We start from the raw sequence: 20441 nt of genomic DNA on the forward strand, positions 1-20441 counted from the left end.
AAATTAAAATTTATTATACCTCGTTGTTATAAAAGTTGATATATGCTTCAGCAAAAGCATCTTTAGCGACGAAAGGTAAAAAAGGTTTCCCTGAACCTTCTATATATTTTGTTAAACTTGAAGACACCCCTTCAGAAGCAATAATTACTCCGTCAGAATGATCTATTGTAGCTTTGATTATACTCTCGTAATCTGGGCTCTTTAAATTTTCGATAGCATCTAAGGGAACACCGTCTAAATGAATTTTATTAATCATTTCTGCGTCTAAAGTCCCTTCAAAAGATTGACTATAAACAGAGGTTATGATTTTAGTATCTGAAAATAAGGCTTCATTTTTATAATAATGCTTCATGTAAATTGGTAACATTGCTGCCATCCAACCGTGAACATGAATAATATCTGGAACCCAGTTTAATTTCTTAACAGTCTCTACTACACCTTTTGCAAAAAATATAGCACGCTCGTCATTATCTGCGTACATCACCCCATCTTCATCTGCAAATGTGGCTTTTCTTTTAAAATACTCTTCGTTATCAATGAAGTAAACTTGTATGCGTTCTTTTGGTATTGAAGCGACCTTAATAATTAAAGGCATATCCAGATCATTAACCACCAAGTTCATACCTGAAAGTCTAATTACCTCATGTAATTGATGCCTTCTCTCATTTATATTTCCATATCTAGGCATGAAAATTCTTATTTGCCCTCCTTGATCATTGACCATCTTAGGTACATCATAAGACATTAAAGAAACTTCATTCTCAGCTAAATAAGGCACCACTTCAGATGATACATATAATATCCTCTTATCTTTCATATTGTAATTTGCTTAGTTTATTGGTAATAAAAACCACGCAAAATTACAAAATTTTATGCAGTTATTAACTAATATATTATGTTTGCATATAATTTAAATAAAATAACGATGCATATTTTCAATGGAAAAGCCAATTTGATAGCTCATTTGTTAGCTATTAAGACTAGTAATTCCACTATTGGCTTTGTCCCTACAATGGGCGCTCTACATCAAGGACACCTATCGTTAATGCAACAATCTACTACTCAAAATGATTTCACAGTAGTGAGTATTTTTGTCAATCCCACTCAATTTAATAACCCAGACGATCTTCTAAAATACCCTAGAACTCTTGATCAAGATGTAGCCAAAATAAGCGCTTTTGATTCGAGTATAATTATTTTTGCCCCATCAGTGGATGATATATATGAAGAGAATGTCTCTTCAGATCCATTTGACTTTGATGGATTAGAGCATCAAATGGAAGGTAAATTTAGACCAGGTCACTATGATGGTGTAGGAACAATTGTGAAGAAATTATTCGAAATTGTGTCGCCTACAAAAGCGTACTTTGGAGAGAAAGACTTTCAACAACTTCAAATCGTCAAGAAAATGGTCGAAAAACATCATTTAGCGGTAGAAGTAATAGGCTGCGAAATTTTTAGAGAGGCAAATGGTCTTGCTATGAGTTCTAGAAATGAACGGTTAACAGCTGATCAACGAGCAGAAGCCTCTTTTATTTATAAAATCTTACTTGAAGTTAAAGATAAATTCCCCACTCATACTACAGAGCAACTCAATAAATATGTGGCTAGTGCTTTTATACAATCACATACCTTTGAATTGGAATATTTCCAAATTGCAGAGGAAGAGAGCTTATTGCCTTTAGAAGAAAAAATTGACACAAAAACCTACCGCGCATTTATTGCTGTTTTTGTGAATAATATTCGATTAATAGATACCATTTCATTAAATTAATATACTTTTGTAGCATGCAAATTCAAGTATTAAAATCAAAAATCCACAGAGTAAAAGTAACAGGAGCCGATTTAAATTATATCGGTAGTATTACTATAGACGAAACACTTCTAGAAGCTTCAAACATTATCGAAGGAGAAAAAGTTGCCATTGTTAACGTTAATAATGGAGAACGTTTTGAAACTTACGCGATAAAAGGCGAGAAAAATTCTGGTGTAATTACATTAAATGGCCCAGCAGCTAGAAAGGTGCAAAAAGACGATATCATTATCGTTATTGCCTATGCTACTCTAGAGTTTGAAGAAGCTAAAACTTTCAAACCATGGATTATTTTCCCTAATGAAAAAGACAACTCGCTAACTTAGCAGTCTCAAAATTATACTAATCCCCATTGAAAAATATTTTTTTAATGGGGATTTTTTTATTCGCTTAAAGCAAAAAATACTTTCACATACACTACTTTAGCAACAGCATAAAATTTTCAATAATCAATCTCTCATGGCAAAAGTTAAAACAAGTTTTTTCTGTCAAAGTTGTGGCGCTCAATACGCTAAATGGCAAGGACAATGTAATTCATGCAAAGAATGGAATACAATAGCCGAAGAAATTATACAGAAACAAGAGAAAGTTGCCTGGAAAACAGAACCAACTGTACAGAGTAAAGCTCCAAAACCACTTAGAATTACCGAAATCGATTCTACGCAAGAGATTCGAATGAATACTACTGATGCAGAACTAAACAGAGTCCTTGGTGGCGGAATTGTTCCTGGATCACTTACCTTATTAGGTGGCGAACCAGGTATAGGAAAAAGCACCTTACTTTTACAAGTTTCCTTAAAATTGCCTTACAAAACATTATACGTTTCTGGTGAAGAGAGTCAGAAACAAATAAAAATGCGTGCTGAAAGAATCACACCCACAAGTGACAATTGCTACATTTTGACGGAAACAAAAACGCAAAATATTTTCAAGCAAATAGAAGCCATTCAGCCAGAAATTGTGATTATTGACTCGATACAAACCTTACATACTGATTACATTGAATCGACCGCTGGGAGTATTTCTCAAATTAGAGAAACTACCGCCGAACTTATAAAATTTGCCAAGGAAACTAACATACCTGTGATTTTGATAGGCCATATCACAAAGGACGGAAACATCGCTGGACCTAAAATACTGGAACACATGGTCGACACCGTTTTACAATTTGAAGGTGATCGCAATCATGTGTATCGAATATTAAGATCCTTAAAAAACCGTTTTGGTTCTACAGCCGAAATCGGGATTTACGAAATGCTAGGCAGCGGTTTAAGAGAGGTTTCAAATCCATCAGAAATACTGATTTCGCACAAAGATGAAGAACTTTCAGGAACAGCTATTGCTACAACCTTAGAAGGGATGAGACCTTTAATGATCGAAATCCAATCGCTCGTGAGCACCGCCGTTTACGGTACACCACAACGTAGCACAACAGGTTATAATGCTAAAAGATTAAACATGATCTTAGCTGTATTAGAAAAAAGAGCCGGTTTTAGGCTTGGCGCCAAAGATGTATTCCTAAACGTAACGGGAGGAATATCTGTAGATGATCCTGCAATTGACTTAGCTGTTGTTGCTGCTATTTTATCGAGTAACGAAGATATCCCTGTGAATAAAGATTTTTGCTTTGCTGGAGAAGTAGGCCTTTCTGGTGAGATTAGACCAGTGAATCGTGTTGATCAAAGAATACAAGAAGCTGAAAAACTAGGTTTCTCAACCATATTTGTATCTAAATACAACAAGATAGCTATAAAAAATCCAGGAATAAAAATTCAGCTAGTCACAAAAATTGAAGATGTTGCCAGCATGTTGTTTGGTTAGAAATAAGGATATTTAACTTGCCTTTCGATAAAAAAAATATAGCGATTAAACAACAATTTGCGTGATTCACTAAAACACAAAAACTGTCTTTTAGTAAATTTACCCTATAAAAACAGTAGTACTACTTAGCATTTTACCCCACCTCTTTGCACACAAGTTAATGAAAAATAAAAAGAAAATAACAATCATCACCCTAGCAAGTTTAGCAGGATTACTACTAATAGTTGCTGTTGGCTTTTTCATTTTTAGAGAACAGTTACTTGATCAGGCAATTGCAAAAACTACACTGCACTTAGATCAAAACTATGACAGCAAATTAAAAATAAGCAAAGCAGAATTCACAGATTTCAACGGAATAAGATTAACTCAAATTAGCTTAAAACCTAATGCTGCTGACACCCTTTTCAACATTCAAAAAATGGAGACTAGTATTAATTTCTGGCGTTTATTTACGGGGGATATCCAGTTAGGAACTTTAAAAATAAATAATGGTTATGTACAGCTTACTAAAAAAGGCACTCTAAAAAACTTTGCTGCTTTCTTAAAAAAAGATAGCACAGCAGTTACCACTAATGATAAAAGAGACTACGCCGATTTTGCCTACCGTATTATAACCACAGCACTAAATCTAGTTCCTACCGACATGAAAATTGAAAAGCTAAAATTCAAATTAGATGATAACGGTAAAAAAGCTACAATCAATATTCAGAAACTGGTTTTGAATAATAGCAAATTAGAAACTGCTATAAATGTTCAAACCAACACTTTTATACAAAGATGGAACATAAAAGGTTATGCCGATCCTAGAAATAAAAAAGCCGATCTACGTTTTTTTAATAGAGATACTGGCGCCATAAAAGTACCTTACTTTGACGAGCGTTACAATCTAATTTCAAGTTTTGACTCTATTAGATTAAATATTAAAAACATCGATAAAACTGGAGGACAATTGCACATTGATGGTTTTACATCTATTGTCAATTTAAAAATCAATCACCCTAAAATAGCGAGTAAAGATGTATTGATTAAAAAAGCACGTTTTGACTACCGCTTCTTGTTAGGTCCTAACTCCATTGCAATTGACAACAACTCTACAGCGCAGTTTAACGAGATTAAATTTAAACCGTACCTTTCATTAGAAACTGAAAAAGACACCATCTACAAATTGAGAATTGCAATTCCCAAGATGAAAGCGCAAAGTTTTATAAATTCTTTACCAGATGGATTATTTACTAATTTTCAAGGAATGCAAGCAGAAGGGAATTTTGACTACAAACTTAATTTCGAATACAATAAAAACAAGCCTAATCAACTAGTTTTTGACAGCAATATCAATAAAGAAAATCTTAGAATCACAAAATATGGCGAAGCGAATTTAACCAAGTTAAATGGTGAATTTATTTACAGAGCCATTATTGACAATGTCTTGCAACGCCCAATATTAGTAGGAACAGTAAACCCAAATTACACTCCTATGGAGTCGATATCGCCTTATTTACAAAAGTGTGTACTCACCACCGAAGATCCTTCCTTTTTCTCGCATCACGGATTTATAAATGAAGCTTTCAAACAATCCATTGCAAAGAACATAAAGACTAAAAAATTCTCGCGAGGCGCAAGCACCATAAGCATGCAGCTGATAAAAAATGTGTTTTTAACTCGTGAAAAAACGTTGTCACGTAAACTGGAAGAGATCTTACTCGTTTATATTTTAGAGAACAATCGCATTGTTAGTAAAGAACGCATGCTGGAGGTTTATTTTAACATCATCGAATGGGGACCCAATGTGTACGGAATTGGTGAAGCAAGTAGGTTTTACTTTCAAAAAACACCTGCTCAACTAAACCTTAATGAATGCTTGTACTTAGCTCGTATTATACCAAGTCCCAAAAAATTCATGTATCAATTTAATGCCGAAGGGAGCTTGAAAGAAAGTGCCGCGCAGCAAGAGCGTTTTTTAACAAATATCATGCTTAAAAGAGGACTATTAGCACCAGATGACAGCTTGTATAAATCCATGCCCTTGTTTATATCAGGACCAGCACGATCTTATCTTAGAATAAAAGTTCAAGATAGCATCCCAAAAGATTCTATTAATAGCGTCAATGAATTCAATTTTTAAAAAACAACTATTTTAGCTAATTCTAATGGACAATACATTTTCATTAACGCTACTTATCATAGGCATCGTTCAAGTTATCATTGGTTTGATCGAATATGTCTTTCCTCCAAAAAGCAGAAACCAAAAAGGATACCGTACAAAAAGCGCTTCAATGTCACAGCAGTCCTGGGATTTTGCTCAAAAATATGCTGCAAAACTCACTATTATTTTTGGATTAGTATCAATTGTAATTTCCTACTTTGGCTCCCGCTTCTTTCTATCTGATTTAATAGGATTTATTGTTGCCGTAACGATTGCAATAGTATCTGGAATCATAGTTTACATAAAAACTGAAAATGCAATAAAAGATAAGTTTTAAAGAAATTAGCTGTTATAAAACATAAAAGGCCTTACAAATCTTGTCTGTAAGGCCTTTTATATTTTCGAAAATTATAATTATGGAGCTGGATTAGGGATCAACTCTTGTACTTTATTTATTTCTTTAAGTATATCACCAGTCAAAGTAACATTGATTGTGTCAATATTCTCCTTTAATTGCTCCATTGTAGTTGCACCAATAATGGTACTTGTCAAAAAAGGTTGCTGTTCAATAAAAGCTAAAGCAAGCTCCGTTAATGTCAAACCATTTTTTACCGCTATTTCATGATACAACTTTGTAGCCTCGGTACATTGCGCACTATTGTACCTTGTATATTGTGGAAATAAATTGATTCTAGCTTTAGGATGGCTTTCACCAGTTAGAAATTTACCTGATAACACTCCAAAACCCATTGGCGAGTACGCTAATAAACCTACGTTTTCACGAAAACAAATTTCAGATGAGTCCGTTTCAAACAGACGATTCAATAGCGAGTAAGGATTTTGTATTGTTTTAATACGCGGTAAATTATTGTATTTATTCTCTTCAAGAAAACGCATAATTCCCCAAGCATTCTCATTAGAAATACCAATGTTTCTAATTTTACCTTCTTTAACTAAGCCGTCAAGTGTTGTCAAAACTTCATGAATATTATCTTCCCACTCATCATCTTGTAGTGTAAAACTACGCTGCCCAAAAGTATTTGTCTTGCGCTCAGGCCAGTGCAACTGGTATAAATCTAAATAATCTGTTTGTAAACGTTGCAAACTATTGTCTAAGGCGTAGTGAATACTAGCAGCCGAAAAATCTACTTTGTCACGCATATAGGTGAAATTAGGATTTGGACCCGCTATTTTAGACGCTAGAACAATTTGGTCACGCTTTCCTGATTTTTTTAACCAAGAACCAATCACTTTTTCTGTGCTACCATACGTTTTTTCACTTGCTGGAATAGAGTACATTTCGGCGGTGTCAAAAAAGTTCACACCACGATCGAGAGCATAATCCATTTGAGCATGTCCTTCCGCCTCTGTATTTTGCTGACCATAAGTCATTGTTCCAAGGCAAATTTTGCTGACTTTTATATCTGTATTTGGTAAAGTAGTGTATTTCATTGTATATGTATTCAAATTAACAAAAACCAAAGTTACAAAGGTTTTATAATAGAAAAGGTTCAAAGAATATCTTTGAACCTAATTTAACTTTTTATTAATAGCTGTCTAGTTGATGTCTTTCAACATATCAGCGATTTCATCTAATCTAGGAGTCAAAATAATTTCGATTCTACGATTTTTAGCTTTGCCTTCTGAGGTAGCATTAGATGCTAACGGAGCATATTCACTTCTACCAGCAGCAGTTAAGTTTTGTTTGTTAACATTTGCATTCTCCCCTAAAATAGCTACGATAGAAGTTGCTCTTTTTGTAGATAAATCCCAGTTATTAGCAATAGGTCCTGAACTAGAGAAACCATCGTTATCAGTATGCCCTTCAATTAAAACCGAGATATCAGGATTGTCTCCTAGCACTTTTGCTACTTCAACTACAGCCTTCTTTCCTTCTGGCCCAACTGACCAACTACCAGAATTAAAAAGTAGTTTGTTCTCCATAGAAACATACACTTTCCCGTTCTTTTGTTCAACAGTTAATCCTTTACCTTCAAAACTATTCAAGGCATTAGACAAAGTCTCTTTTAATTTTTTCATTGCAGCCTCTTTTGCAGCTACAAGTGACTCTAACTCACTCAAGCGCTGTGTGCTCTTACTTAATCGGTCTTGTTCTGTAGAAAGTGCTTTTGCTTTAGCATCTAATTCAGCTAGTAAATCACTATTTTTCTTCATATTAGCTTGCAAAGCATCACTGCTATTTCGCTCTAGCGCTTTATACGAATCTTGAAGTAAATTCATCTTAGAATTTAAAGCAGCTTGTTCAGCAAGTAGCTTTTCACGCTCTGATTTTAGTTTCCCCAATTCACTATTTAGTGAATCCTTAGTCGTTTCTAAGTGATTTTTGTCTAAAGATAGATCTGCATTTGTATCTGCTAAGGTTCTATTTTCTTTTTTTAAATCGGTGTACTTATTCTCTAAGTCTGCATATATTTTTTTAGACACACATGAGCTCGCTAATGTGATTGCTACAATACCTATTGCTATTTTCTTTATCATTTTATTCTTCTTTATAGTGCAATTAATTTATGCTATTTCTACTAAAACGGGACAATGGTCAGAATGTTTTGCTTCTGGCAATATAACCGCTCTTTTTATCATTTCTTTAAGAGGATCGCTCACTAAACAGTAATCAATACGCCAGCCTTTATTATTAGCCCTCGCAGTGGGAACACGCATGGTCCACCAGGTATAATTATCAGGCTCTTTATTTAAAAAACGGAAACTATCTACAAATCCATTATTTAAAAAATCAGTTAGCCATGAGCGTTCTGCAGGCAAAAACCCAGAAACATTTTTATTACGCACTGGGTCATGAATATCGATGGCTTCATGACAAATATTGTAGTCACCGCAAATCACAAGGTTGGGGATTGCTATTTTTAAAGCAGTGATGTAATTTTGAAAATCATCCATGTACATAAATTTATGATCTAGACGTTCCTTGTTTGTTCCAGAAGGTAAATACAAACTCATAACTGAAAGCGTATCAAAATCAACACGAATATTCCTACCTTCAAAATCCATGTGTTCAATTCCAGTTCCGTAAACCACGTTATTTGGTTTTACTTTCGATAAAATTGCAACACCGCTATACCCTTTTTTTGTTGCTGGAAACCAATAGTGATAAGGATATCCTGCTGCTTCAAAATCAGCTAAGGGAATTTGCTCTGGCGTTGCTTTAATTTCCTGAAGACAAATTACATCGGGGTCTGCCTGTTGCAGCCAAGTGATAAAACCTTTGGAAATCGCGGCTCGAATTCCGTTTACATTATAGGAGATTATTCGCATTTTTTTTCAATTTTGTTTTTCAAAAGTACTAAAAATAAAAAAATATATGGCACTAAGTCCCGAAAATACAGAACGAAATAGCTAGTTGATAGAGTTTTTTTCTATCTTTGTTTTTCGCTCAAAAAATGAAGAATAAATGGGTTTAGTTACCGCCAAAGAAGTTGCAAAAGCTATAAATGCTGAGAAATATGGGGTTTTCGGAACCTTTTCCGGTTGGTTATTAATGAAAGTACTTAAGATATCTACACTCAATAAAGTTTACGATAGAAACAAACACCTTAAAGATGTTGCTTTTTTAAACGGTATCGTAGATGATTTACAGATCAAATTTGAAATTCCAGAAGAAGATTTAAAAAGACTCCCTAAAGAAGGAGCATATATCACCATTTCAAATCACCCGCTAGGTGGTATTGATGGTGTTCTCTTGTTGAAATTAATGCTTGAAAGAGAGCCTAATTTTAAAATCATTGCCAATTTCCTTTTGCACCGCATTGAGCCTTTAAAAAAATACATCATGCCTGTTAATCCTTTTGAAAATCATAAGGATGTAAAATCAAGCGTGGTAGGAATCAAAGAAACCTTACGTCATTTAAGTGATGGAAAACCTCTAGGAATGTTTCCTGCTGGAGAAGTTTCTAGCTACAAAGACGGGCAACATATGGTAGACAAACCTTGGGAAGAAGGAGCTATCAAAGTAATTAGAAAAGCACAAGTTCCCGTTGTTCCCATCTATTTTCATGCAAAAAACAGTCGTTTGTTTTATTTGCTTTCGAAAATAAGTGGCACTTTTAGAACAGCAAAACTACCTTCGGAAGTTTTTAGTCAAAAAAATCGTGTTATAAAAGTTCGTGTAGGGAAAGCTATTTCTGTAGCAGAACAAAACGAACATAAATCACTAGAAAGCTATTCAGAATTTTTAAGAAAGAAAACATACATGCTTGCTAATCCTTTTGAAAAGGAAAGCAAATTGATCAATACACCGCATTTAAAATTACCAAGAAGTCCTAAAGAAATTGCAACACCTGCAAATAGTGACAAGATGATTGCCGAAGTAAAAGCACTTCGCGATACAGACTGTAGATTATTGCAAAGTAAAAACTACGAAGTCTTTTTTGCAGAAGCGAAAAGCATTCCTAGCATATTACATGAAATAGGTCGCTTACGTGAAATCACCTTTAGAGAGGTAGGCGAAGGAACAAATGAGTCGATTGATTTAGACAAATTTGACACCTATTATCACCATTTATTTCTATGGGATGAAGAAGCTAAAAAGATTGCTGGTGCCTATAGAATGGGATTAGGATCAGAGATTTTTCCTAAATATGGAATAGAAGGTTTCTACTTAAACGAACTTTTTAGATTCGAAAACGATTTACACGACATGATGCACAAATCTATCGAGATGGGCCGTGCGTTTATTATCAAAGAATACCAACAAAAACCAATGCCTTTGTTCCTATTATGGAAAGGGATTATTCATACAACGCTACGTTTCCCTGAACATAAATTTTTACTTGGAGGCGTAAGTATTAGCAATCAATTTTCTGACTTCTCAAAATCGCTGATGATTGAATTTATGAAGTCGAATTATTACGATCCGTATATTGCCCAATACATCCACCCTAAAAAGGCCTACAAAGTTAAATTGAAAGACGCTGATAAAGATTTTATCTTCAATGAAACAGAAGCCGATTTAAATAAGTTTGATAAAATTATCGATGAACTAGAACCTGGTGTTTTACGTTTACCAGTGTTAATAAAAAAGTACATTAAGCAGAATGCAAAAGTAGTTGCTTTTAATGTAGACCCTTTATTTAACAATGCCGTAGATGGTTTAATGTACATTAGAATTGCTGATATACCTGAGAGCACAATGAAACCGGTTATGGAAGAATTTCAAGCCGAATTAGAGCGTAAACTAGCTGACAAGGAAGAGTAATCTCCCCAATACTATAAAGTAAAAAGTCTCGACAATGTCGAGACTTTTTACTTTATGCTTAGTTATTTAAAAACGCTATCAATAGGTTCCCATAACTCTATTTTGTTTCCTTCTGGATCAAGTATCCAACTAAACTTTCCATAATCAAAACTTTCCATCTCTCCTACTACGGTAACTCCCTCCTCTTTTAATTGACTTAAAAGTACTTCTAAATTTTCAACTCTAAAGTTTTGCATAAATTGCTTTTCACTAGGTTCAAAATAGGTAGTATCTGCCGCAAAGGGCGACCATTGTGTCGAACAGTCATTTCCATGTTGATCTACCCACCAGAAAGTGGAACCATAATCGTCAGTTTTTAAACCTAAATGCTTAGCGTACCAACTCACAAGGTTTTTAGAATTTTGAGCCTTGAAGAAAAATCCTCCAATTCCTGTTACCCGTTTTTCTATAGTATCAACTTTTAATTCCCCAAAATACCTAGATTTAATTTTATCCACAATCACTTGTGCAAGGCGCTCGTGACTTTCAAATGTCCAACCTGCAACGTGAGGTGTCAAAATAACGTTAGGAGCATCCAATAAATATTGAAAAGCCTCTGGTGTATTGTCTTCTTGGAACAAAGTTTCAAAGGACAATTTTTCATATTCTAGTACGTCTAAGCCAGCTCCTAAAATTTTCCCAGATTTCATTGCTGCAACTAAATCAGCTGTTACAATGTTCTTCCCTCGTGAGGTATTGATAATCCAGAAAGGCTCAACAAAACCATCTATAAAAGCAGTATTAACCATTTTATCAGTCTCTGGAGTCCACGGAAGATGCAAACTTAAAACCTCAACTTTTTGCTGAAATTCATCAAAAGAAACTTGCTTTGCATTTGTATCGCCAACATTTTCTAGAATATCGTAGCATAAAATTTCAACATCAAAACCACGTAGTTTCTTGGCAAACGATTTTCCCATATTTCCGTAGCCAATAATTCCTACCGTTTTACCATCGAGCTCGTGACCGCGGTTACTTTCTCGATTCCAGTGTCCGGAACGAATTTCTTTATCGGCTGTGTTTAATTTATTAAAAAGGGAAAGGATCATCCCTAAGGTATGCTCTGCAACGGCATTGCGATTTCCTTCAGGAGCAGCGATTAGCGTTACATTTTTACTAGTTGCATACTCGCAATCTATACTTTCTAGACCAGCGCCTACACGTGCTATAAACTGTAAATTTGTAGCTTTATCAAGAAACTGCTTATCAATCTTAAAACGACTGCGAATAACGATTCCTTGATAGTCGTGAATCTTAGCTTCTACTTCTTCTTTAGTCGAAGAAAAATCGGTATGATTTGTAAATCCTATCGCTTGCAATTGCTCCATCATAATGGAATTATTGCTATCGATATGTAGTATTTTGATATTTTCGGGATGCAACATGATCTATTATTTTCTGTTGCCCAAAGTTACAAATTAGAATTAGGAATTTTTTGTATTTGCTTTTTATAATTGTATCGCATGTACAAAGCCACATATAACCCAAAGAAGATTAAATTAATCATAAATTTCCATACGTTAAACTGCTTACTGTCTATAAGATCCCACATTGCCATAACTACAGCAAATACAGTTCCTCCTGCCACAAAAGCTTTCAGCATTATTTTATAAGTTGGTTTCATAATTTCATATTTATATATTCTTTTTGATAACAATCATAGCATTCATCATTTAAAAGCAATTTATTTCCTTCTAAAACGTACCATTGACTTGGACTGCCAGAAGTATAAACAAGCATTTGTTTTTCTCCACCAGAAATCGATTTTTTAGTTGCTAATCTATAATGCTCAGTTGCGATCAAAGTACCACTTTCGTATATCTTAACATCTGTTTTCGAAATAACAATCTCGCTAATTACCGTTGGCATTATGGTTTTACCTGTAATTCCTCCGCTCATCTTAACTAATTGCCATTTACCTACAATAGATTTCCCAGTCAAAACTGAATCACTAGTTGATGAACAACTACTAATACACAGCATTAATGCAACAAACAAGATCATTTTTTTCATAAAGACTATTTTTAACCAAGGTACTAATATACGCAAATGGCTACTTGAAAATTAAATAACCTACTATTTTCAAATGCCTTAGCTTACAATTATAACTGACGCATCAATGAACAATGAGCTCGCATGAGGGATAGCAGCTAGCTACCGAAGTAGCGCGTATAGCCCGACGCCATAAAAAAAAGGGTCTTATCAAGACATTGCTGATAAGACCCTTTTATTTTATGGGGGCATGCCCAAAACAGTATTTGCTGTAACTATCCCTTGATTTTCTTTAATGCAGCTTTTATTCCTCGTATTATTGACGAACTAAAGCCATGTGATTCCATTTCGCTTAATCCTGCAATAGTGCAGCCTTGTGGCGTAGTTACACGATCAATTAATTGCTCTGGGTGTACTTGCTCTTCCATCAACATTTTTGCAGCACCTTTTACAGTTTGTGCAGAAATTTCTAAAGCAGTTTGCCAGTCAAAACCTATTTCGATTCCTGCTTGCATGGAGGCACGAATATAACGCAATGCAAAGGCAGTCCCTGAGGCAGCTAACACTGTTGCAGCATCCATTAATTTCTCGTCAATTACTGGAGCAGTCCCTAAATCAGCAAAAAGTGTAACCAATTTTTGGCCTTGAGTCGCATTGCTCTCATGAAAAGAAATACAAGTAGCTGACTCTCCAAATTGTGCTGCAATATTAGGCATGATTCGGATTGCTTGATGCTCCTGCCCTATTTTATTCTGCAAAGCTTCTGTAGAAAGACCTGTAACAGCCGAGGCAATTATCTTATTTTTTATTACCGGCAAAATCTCTGACAAAACAAGATCCACCTGATACGGCTTTACAGTCAAAATCACCAAATCGGCTTCTTGAATTGCATGTGTATTATCTGTAGAAAGAGTAATTCCAAGTGGTTCTAGATGTGTAATTTTACTAATGTTTCTACGTGTAACTGTAATTTTATGGTTGCTGGAAAACTTAGCTAAACCTATCGCCACAGAGGCGCCTAGATTCCCACCTCCAATAATGTGAATATTCATTTTTAGTCGTTGTTAGTTGGTTGTTATAGTTCAATAGTTTTATGTGTTTTAAAAACCCAATATCATTCTCGCAATGGAGAAATAAATCAGGATTCCGCAAATATCATTACTAGTGGTGATAAATGGCCCGGTTGCTAATGCGGGGTCTACGCCAAATTTATCGAGTAATAATGGTACGAAAGTTCCAATCAGGGAGGCAATAATAATAACCGACATTAATGCGGCACAAATTACAAATCCTATAATAGGTTCTTCATCAAGTAGAAAGTAACTTCCCAGAAATAAGATACAAGCCAAGATTCCTCCATTTAATAAACTAAGTGAAATCTCTTTAATTAATCGTCTAAAGAGTGAGCCGCTCAAAGTATTATTAGCTAAACCTTGTACAATTATTGCTGACGATTGCACTCCCACATTTCCTGCCATTGCAGCAATAAGTGGTGTGAAAAAGAATAAATTTCCGTGTTCGGCCATCGCTCCTTCAAACAATCCTAATACTTTAACGGTTATGAAACCACCTAGCAACGCCAATACTAACCAAGGCAAACGTGCCTTAGATAATTCTAAGATGCTATCATCTGCCTCTACGTCTTGAGAGATACCCGCCGCTAACTGGTAATCTTTATCAGCTTCTTCTCTTATCACATCAATAATATCATCAATGGTGATACGACCTACTAATCGACCCATGGCATCTACTACGGGAATTGCTTCTAAGTCGTATTTTTGCATGATACGCGCTACCTCAACATCCTCAGCATCTACATTAACAAAGGTTACTTTATTGATATAAATATCTGCAATTTGAGTCTTAGTCGATGTCGTTAATAAATCTTTTAAAGACAAGCGCCCTTTTAACCTATTCTCATCATCGACTACATAAATAGAGTGAACACGAGAAACATTTTCGGCTTGTGCACGCATCTCTTTTACGCATGTAAGCACGCTCCAGTTTTCGTTTACCTTTACAAGCTCTTTCCCCATTAATCCACCAGCGGTGTCCTCGTCATAACGCAATAGATCAATAATGTCTTTTGCGTGCTCTAAATCGTCCAGCTCAAAGATTACCTGTTCTTTCTTAGATTGTGAAAGTTCAGCGATGATATCAGCAGCATCATCGGTATTCAGCTCATCAAGCTCCTCTGCAATTTCTTTTGCAGAAAGCCTTTTAAGGATATTCTCTCTAAGGTCATCTTCTAATTCAAGAAGTATTTCGGATGTTTTCTCTGAATCTAAGACCTTAAAAATATAGGTTGCCTCATCAAAATCTAGTTCGTCCAGAATCTCGGCTATATCGGCGTGGTGCATTTCACCAAGTAAACGCTCTAAACCGGCGTCGTCCTTGCTAACAATGTATTGCTCTAATTCGAGTATTAAGTCTTTACTGATTTTAAATTCCATCGGCTTCTATTTTCTTTGTTAGTTCAATAAATTCTTCTACGCTAAGTTGTTCTGGTCGTAGATTAAAAACAGTATCTTCTCTTAATTCATCAGATAAATTTAGTGTTTTCAAACTATTTCTAAGGGTTTTACGACGTTGCTGAAAAGCAGTTTTTACCACCGTAAAGAATAGTTTTTCGCCGCAAGGCAAACTATAATCAGCTTTTCTACGCATACGCAATACTCCTGACTTCACCTTTGGTGGTGGAATAAATACGTGTTCATCAACTGTAAATAAATATTCTACATCGTAAAAGGCTTGCGCCAAAACAGATAAGATTCCGTACGCTTTACTTCCTTTTTTCTCGCAGATACGTTCGGCCACTTCCTTTTGAAACATTCCAGCAAATTCTGGAATTTGGTGTTTTAATTCTAAAGTTTTAAAAACGATTTGAGTAGAGATATTGTATGGGAAATTACCAATTATAGCAAATTGCTTTCCTTGAAAAACTTCATTGATATCGTATCTCAAAAAATCTTTAGAGATAATTTTATCTTTCAGTTTAGGGTAATTTTCATCTAAATAGGTTACCGACTCTGTATCGATCTCAATAACATAGGTGTTTGTAGGCTTGTCCAGTAAGTACTTTGTAAGCACTCCCATTCCTGGCCCTATTTCTAACACGTCATCGTAGCCTTCAAGATTAATGGTATCTGCTATTGCTTTTGCAATGCTCTCATCCTTCAAGAAATGCTGTCCGAGGTGTTTTTTTGCTTTTACTTTTTCCATGATTTTTTTTTAAAGTTTAAAGTTGTACAGCGTTAGTTTCCCAACTCACCAGTTGTTCTTTAAACTATTATTGACTTTTAAAAGTCGTGCAGCTTATCTAATAGTATTTTGGTTTATAAGCAATACTAGCTCTTGTGTAGAAGCTTATTGACTACGAAACCAGTATATATTAGTGCTCTGAAATTACTTGTAACTCTGTTCTAAAAGCCAATACTTTATCGCCAAACAACTTTTCTATTTCAGCTCTAAATCTTGGTCCGTCTTCTTGGTAATATCTTTCTAAAGTTTCTTTACTATCTGTTGTATATTGCACTGAGTAAGTAACTCCGCCCATTTCCTCTTCGATTAAAACGCGCACTAACCTTGCCGATACAAATTTTCCTGTAGCCAATATTTCTGGAATATGCTTGTGCTGCATGAAAATCATCCATTGATCGTGAATACTCTCGTGTACGTTGCTTGTTACGTTATATATTATCATTATTTTTCTTTTTAATTGTTTGTCATTGATTTGCTTAAGCAGTCAATCTAAATCTGCTTTATTATAAATTAGTATCTCCTCTTAACTTTCTAAAAGCTTTTCTAGCCTCTACAAAATATATACTGTCCTCATGATTAAAAATTATTTTCTCGTAGAGTGGTTTTGCCTTCTCTGGTTCGTTTAATTTTTTATTATAAATCTCTGCCGAAAAATAGAGCGCTTCATCACTGTAAATACCATCGGCATGATTGCTTATGATATTTTGATATTGGCTTAAAGCCAAGTCATACTGCTTATTTTTTTCAAATATCGTTCCCAGTCGAAGCAAGCTAATCGCTTCTATTTCTTGACCTTTGAATTGCTTTAAAATAGATTGAAACTGCGCAATTGCAGCCTCACTCCTATTTTGATACTGTAGATAATCTCCTTTTGCAAATTCCTTTAAGGCGGTTTGCGTAGAATCTGCTACAGTATTGTCATTGATCAACAAATAATACTCTAAAGCATCATTTGCAATCAGCTGTGTATTTGCTGCTTTTAACTCCTTAAATTGCTTTAACGCCCATTTAAAATCAGCCTTAAAATAGCTCGTCTTGGCTGCTTTTAAACTAGCTTCATGAGCAACAACATCATTTTTTAAATCTAATTCTACCTGCGAATAGTACAATAAAGCTTGATTGAATTTCTCATCATAAAGCATAATATCTGCAAGTTCCATTTTAGCCTGAGCAATCTGGTAATTATTCAATTGCAACTTCAAAGCAGTATCAATAATGGCACGCGCTTTTTCTGGATTTGCTAAATTAAACGCCACAAAATGTGCTTGAATCAACTGCAAAGATAAGGTAAACGGAGTGATTTCATATTTAGCAAGCAAAGCTTCTAGATCTAAGTCTATTGCGGGGTAATCATTTTGTTTTGCAACATCGATTTTCATTTTTATCAAGTAGGTATCTGCTTGAATAAGCAATGCTAGATCAGTAGTGTTCTCAGTTATGTAGCTCAAGATTTCAACAGCAGTGTCTAAATCTTCTTCTAGTATACTTTGCTGCGCTAGACTCACAATGGTCCCTAGCGACTGCGGATTGCGTTTGTATATTGCTTTTTCTTGAATAAAAGCCTTGCCATACTCTCTTTGCTGCACATAAAACCAACTCAAATATTGATTCCAGAATACATCTTGTGTTTTTTGAACCCTAAGAATTAAGGCCTTCCTTAAATTATCACTAAAACTAGTGTCACTCTCATCAAAAAGGTAGCGTGCAAGTTGGCTTTTTATAAGGTTTGAATTATCTGGGTTTTCAAAGTTGGCATCTAATAACGTATTTATCATTAGCTCCATGTTACCCATTTGGCCATAAAGCAGTGCTTTTTGATAGTCAAATTTATAATTGGGCTGTACAAACGTCACTGTATCGTATGCTTTTACAGCATATTCTAAAAGTGATTTTTGCTCAAATGAATTTGCAACACTATAAACTTCTCTAGTGCTTTTATTAACGCGCTCTATTGCTTGATCATAAAATGATTTAGCTTGTACTTCATCTTGTTGCAAGTGCGCATTATAACCTAGCTCAACTAACAGTGCACCTTGATTGTATTTTGCAAAGCGTTCTTTTAATAGTTTATTAGCATCGTCATATTGCTTTAACTGCTGGCAACAATCAACAATTCTTAGAAAGTACTGCATGTTTTGTGGCGCCGTTTGCAATAACTCTTCATAACTTAATTTAGCTTTTTCAAAGTCACTTCTTTCATAGTAGTACCCAGCTAATTGTTCGTTTTGTGAAAAACCAACCGCTGATATAAATAATGTAAAAAGTAGAAAAAGCTTTTTCATAACCGTATTAGGTTTCGAAATTAAATTTAAAAGAATTCCTTTCTTCCATAAAACAGTAAGAAACTAAGAGCATTTTAGCAACGCAACTTAGTTTCTTATTATAATGTATCTCTATTAACTCAAAAGAATTAATTGATGATGTCAAATCCACAGTAAGGGCGCAGTACCTCTGGTATTACTATTCCTTCTGCTGTTTGATAATTTTCAATTATTCCAGCAAGTACTCTAGGCAATGCTAGCGAACTTCCATTCAAGGTATGTGCTAACTGGCTTTTACCATCTTTATCTTTGAAACGCAATTTTAAGCGATTTGCCTGAAAGGTTTCAAAATTAGATACCGAAGAAATTTCTAACCAGCGATCCTGAGCTGTAGAAAATACTTCAAAATCGTATGTTAATGCCGATGTGAATCCCATATCACCACCACAAAGGCGCAATATTCTATAAGGTAATTTTAATTCGTCTAATATTTCTTTAATATGCTCCACCATACCATCTAATGCCTCATAAGACTTATCAGGATGTTCTACACGCACAATTTCTACCTTATCAAACTGGTGTAAACGATTCAATCCACGTACATGCGCTCCATACGATCCAGCTTCACGACGAAAACACGGTGTGTAAGCAGTTGTCAAAATGGGAAAATCACTTTCGTTTAAAATAACATCTCTAAACATATTAGTTACAGGAACCTCAGCTGTAGGGATTAAATACAAATCATCAGCAGCATCATGATACATCTGCCCTTCTTTGTCTGGCAATTGTCCCGTTCCATAAGCCGACGCTTCATTTACAAAATGCGGCACTTGCACTTCGTTATAACCTGCAGCAGTATTTTTATCTAAAAAATAATTAATTAAAGCACGTTGCAACCTTGCTCCTTTTCCTTTATAAACAGGAAAACCTGCTCCTGTTATTTTAACACCTAATTCAAAATCAATGATGTCATATTTTTTAACTAACTCCCAGTGAGGTTGAGCACCTTCATGTAAAACGGGTACTTCTCCAGCTTCAAAAACGTTTAAATTTTCTTCTGGTGTTTTACCAGCAGGAACAATATCAGCAGGAAGATTAGGTAATGTATATAGTTTCTCTGTCAATTCGCTAGTCAATACTTCAGCAGCTTCAGCTAGTTCTTTACTTTTCTCCTTTAAAGAAACCGTTTTTTCTTTAAGAATACCTGCCTTCGCTTTTTCGCCAGATTTCATTAATTCCCCTATGTCTTTGGATAGCTTATTAGATTCAGCTAAAACATTGTCAAGCGCTACTTGTGTAGCACGACGTTTTTCATCGAGTTGTACGACTTCCTCCACAACTGCTTTGACATCAAGATTTCTCTTTGCCAATGCTTGGATTACTTTTTCCTGATTCTCTCTAATAAATGCAATTTGTAACATAGCTTAAATTTTAATGCTGTACTTTATTTTAATAGAAGCAAATTTAAACAAATGTTTCATACTTAAAGCGGAAACTTTAAATGAATGCCGTAATTGTAGCGATAATTCAAAATCTCAAATTGGCATCCTCAGCCTTCGACTACAAATTATAATTTTCGAATAAAAAAAGAACGATATAAACAGCAAAATTAATTTGATAATTATGCTCCTTTTAAACACGGCTATTGAGAATAATTCTATTTATATATGCTATAATTACACATCCTACTTTTAAAATCCAGCTTTTTATTAATTTCTATTATTTTAACTTGTTTACTTAATATATATACATATATTTGGAAAACCAAATTGGTTACCCAATTTAACTTGTGCGTAATTTTATATTATTACGGCAATTTTGCGCATACATACTGCCATAAACAAACATCGTATTGCTGGTGATTTTATGATTGCCTAGCGT

General features: G+C 34.8%; 19 protein-coding genes and 1 pseudogene. 6 read left to right on the plus strand and 14 right to left on the minus strand.

From position 1 onward, the window contains the following. Nucleotides 1-13: 13 nt before the first annotated feature. On the minus strand, nt 14-817 hold the full coding sequence (locus tag HNQ00_RS12835) for a glycogen/starch synthase (protein ID WP_173838905.1): 804 nt from the start codon (nt 815-817) through the stop codon (nt 14-16). Nucleotides 818-895: 78 nt separating this feature from the next. Between HNQ00_RS12835 and panC the strand changes: the two genes are divergently transcribed. The 5 genes from panC (at nt 896) to HNQ00_RS12860 (ending at nt 6114) form a co-directional block, all read left to right on the plus strand. Further along, nucleotides 896-1774, plus strand: coding sequence for a pantoate--beta-alanine ligase (panC, locus tag HNQ00_RS12840; RefSeq protein ID WP_173838906.1), 879 nt, complete (start codon nt 896-898; stop codon nt 1772-1774). 14 nt (nt 1775-1788) lie between these two features. Continuing rightward, a complete protein-coding gene (gene panD, locus HNQ00_RS12845; protein WP_173838907.1) occupies nt 1789-2139 on the plus strand; it encodes an aspartate 1-decarboxylase in 351 nt (116 codons plus the stop codon). A 133-nt stretch (nt 2140-2272) separates the two neighbouring features. Continuing rightward, nucleotides 2273-3634 carry a DNA repair protein RadA gene (gene radA / locus HNQ00_RS12850; protein ID WP_173838908.1) on the plus strand — a complete coding sequence of 454 codons (1362 nt, stop codon included), beginning with the start codon at nt 2273-2275 and terminating at the stop codon, nt 3632-3634. A 160-nt stretch (nt 3635-3794) separates the two neighbouring features. After that, nucleotides 3795-5756, plus strand: a complete 1962-nt coding sequence (locus HNQ00_RS12855) for a transglycosylase domain-containing protein (protein WP_173838909.1) — start codon at nt 3795-3797, stop codon at nt 5754-5756. A 25-nt stretch (nt 5757-5781) separates the two neighbouring features. Then, entirely contained in the window at nt 5782-6114 is a 333-nt protein-coding gene (locus tag HNQ00_RS12860) for an SdpI family protein (protein ID WP_173838910.1), read from the plus strand. A gap of 77 nt (nt 6115-6191) precedes the next feature. On the opposite strand, the gene HNQ00_RS12865 is transcribed toward HNQ00_RS12860, so the two are convergent. The 3 genes from HNQ00_RS12865 to HNQ00_RS12875 form a co-directional block, all read right to left on the minus strand. Then, nucleotides 6192-7229, minus strand: coding sequence for an aldo/keto reductase (locus HNQ00_RS12865; protein ID WP_173838911.1), 1038 nt, complete (start codon nt 7227-7229; stop codon nt 6192-6194). A gap of 105 nt (nt 7230-7334) precedes the next feature. Continuing rightward, nucleotides 7335-8276: an OmpA/MotB family protein gene (locus HNQ00_RS12870; RefSeq protein WP_173838912.1), complete on the minus strand. Its 942-nt coding sequence runs from the start codon at nt 8274-8276 to the stop codon at nt 7335-7337. 27 nt (nt 8277-8303) lie between these two features. Beyond that, complete coding sequence (locus HNQ00_RS12875; protein ID WP_173838913.1) at nt 8304-9068, minus strand: exodeoxyribonuclease III; 765 nt, start codon at nt 9066-9068, stop codon at nt 8304-8306. 136 nt (nt 9069-9204) lie between these two features. On the opposite strand from HNQ00_RS12875, the gene HNQ00_RS12880 reads away from it, so the two are divergent. Beyond that, nucleotides 9205-11007 (plus strand): GNAT family N-acyltransferase, encoded by a 1803-nt coding sequence (locus HNQ00_RS12880; RefSeq protein ID WP_173838914.1) that lies wholly within the window; start codon nt 9205-9207, stop codon nt 11005-11007. Between the two features lie 62 nt (nt 11008-11069). On the opposite strand, the gene HNQ00_RS16400 is transcribed toward HNQ00_RS12880, so the two are convergent. The 10 genes and pseudogenes from HNQ00_RS16400 to serS form a co-directional block, all read right to left on the minus strand. Continuing rightward, nucleotides 11070-11504 (minus strand): VOC family protein, encoded by a 435-nt coding sequence (locus HNQ00_RS16400; protein ID WP_371739273.1) that lies wholly within the window; start codon nt 11502-11504, stop codon nt 11070-11072. Further along, nucleotides 11481-12431, minus strand: a pseudogene (locus HNQ00_RS12890) (2-hydroxyacid dehydrogenase); the annotation flags it as partial. The pseudogene HNQ00_RS12890 and the gene HNQ00_RS16400, both read right to left, overlap by 24 nt. 26 nt (nt 12432-12457) lie before the next feature. After that, nucleotides 12458-12670: a hypothetical protein gene (locus HNQ00_RS12895; RefSeq protein ID WP_173838915.1), complete on the minus strand. Its 213-nt coding sequence runs from the start codon at nt 12668-12670 to the stop codon at nt 12458-12460. Continuing rightward, a complete protein-coding gene (locus HNQ00_RS12900; RefSeq protein WP_173838916.1) occupies nt 12667-13059 on the minus strand; it encodes a hypothetical protein in 393 nt (130 codons plus the stop codon). Before HNQ00_RS12900 ends, HNQ00_RS12895 begins: the two co-directional genes overlap by 4 nt. A gap of 254 nt (nt 13060-13313) precedes the next feature. Next, a complete protein-coding gene (gene proC / locus HNQ00_RS12905; RefSeq protein ID WP_173838917.1) occupies nt 13314-14090 on the minus strand; it encodes a pyrroline-5-carboxylate reductase in 777 nt (258 codons plus the stop codon). A gap of 48 nt (nt 14091-14138) precedes the next feature. Beyond that, nucleotides 14139-15491 (minus strand): magnesium transporter, encoded by a 1353-nt coding sequence (mgtE, locus tag HNQ00_RS12910; protein WP_173838918.1) that lies wholly within the window; start codon nt 15489-15491, stop codon nt 14139-14141. Then, nucleotides 15481-16260, minus strand: a complete 780-nt coding sequence (gene rsmA / locus HNQ00_RS12915; RefSeq protein ID WP_173838919.1) for a 16S rRNA (adenine(1518)-N(6)/adenine(1519)-N(6))-dimethyltransferase RsmA — start codon at nt 16258-16260, stop codon at nt 15481-15483. Before rsmA ends, mgtE begins: the two co-directional genes overlap by 11 nt. A gap of 169 nt (nt 16261-16429) precedes the next feature. Continuing rightward, nucleotides 16430-16741 carry a DUF4286 family protein gene (locus HNQ00_RS12920; RefSeq protein WP_173838920.1) on the minus strand — a complete coding sequence of 104 codons (312 nt, stop codon included), beginning with the start codon at nt 16739-16741 and terminating at the stop codon, nt 16430-16432. A 61-nt stretch (nt 16742-16802) separates the two neighbouring features. Then, a complete protein-coding gene (locus HNQ00_RS12925; RefSeq protein WP_173838921.1) occupies nt 16803-18581 on the minus strand; it encodes a tetratricopeptide repeat protein in 1779 nt (592 codons plus the stop codon). Nucleotides 18582-18709: 128 nt separating this feature from the next. Further along, complete coding sequence (serS, locus tag HNQ00_RS12930) at nt 18710-19981, minus strand: serine--tRNA ligase (protein ID WP_173838922.1); 1272 nt, start codon at nt 19979-19981, stop codon at nt 18710-18712. Nucleotides 19982-20441 lie beyond the last annotated feature (460 nt).

It is taken from the genome of Flavobacterium aeripolare, assembly GCF_013294025.1.
Lineage (GTDB): Bacteria > Bacteroidota > Bacteroidia > Flavobacteriales > Flavobacteriaceae > Flavobacterium.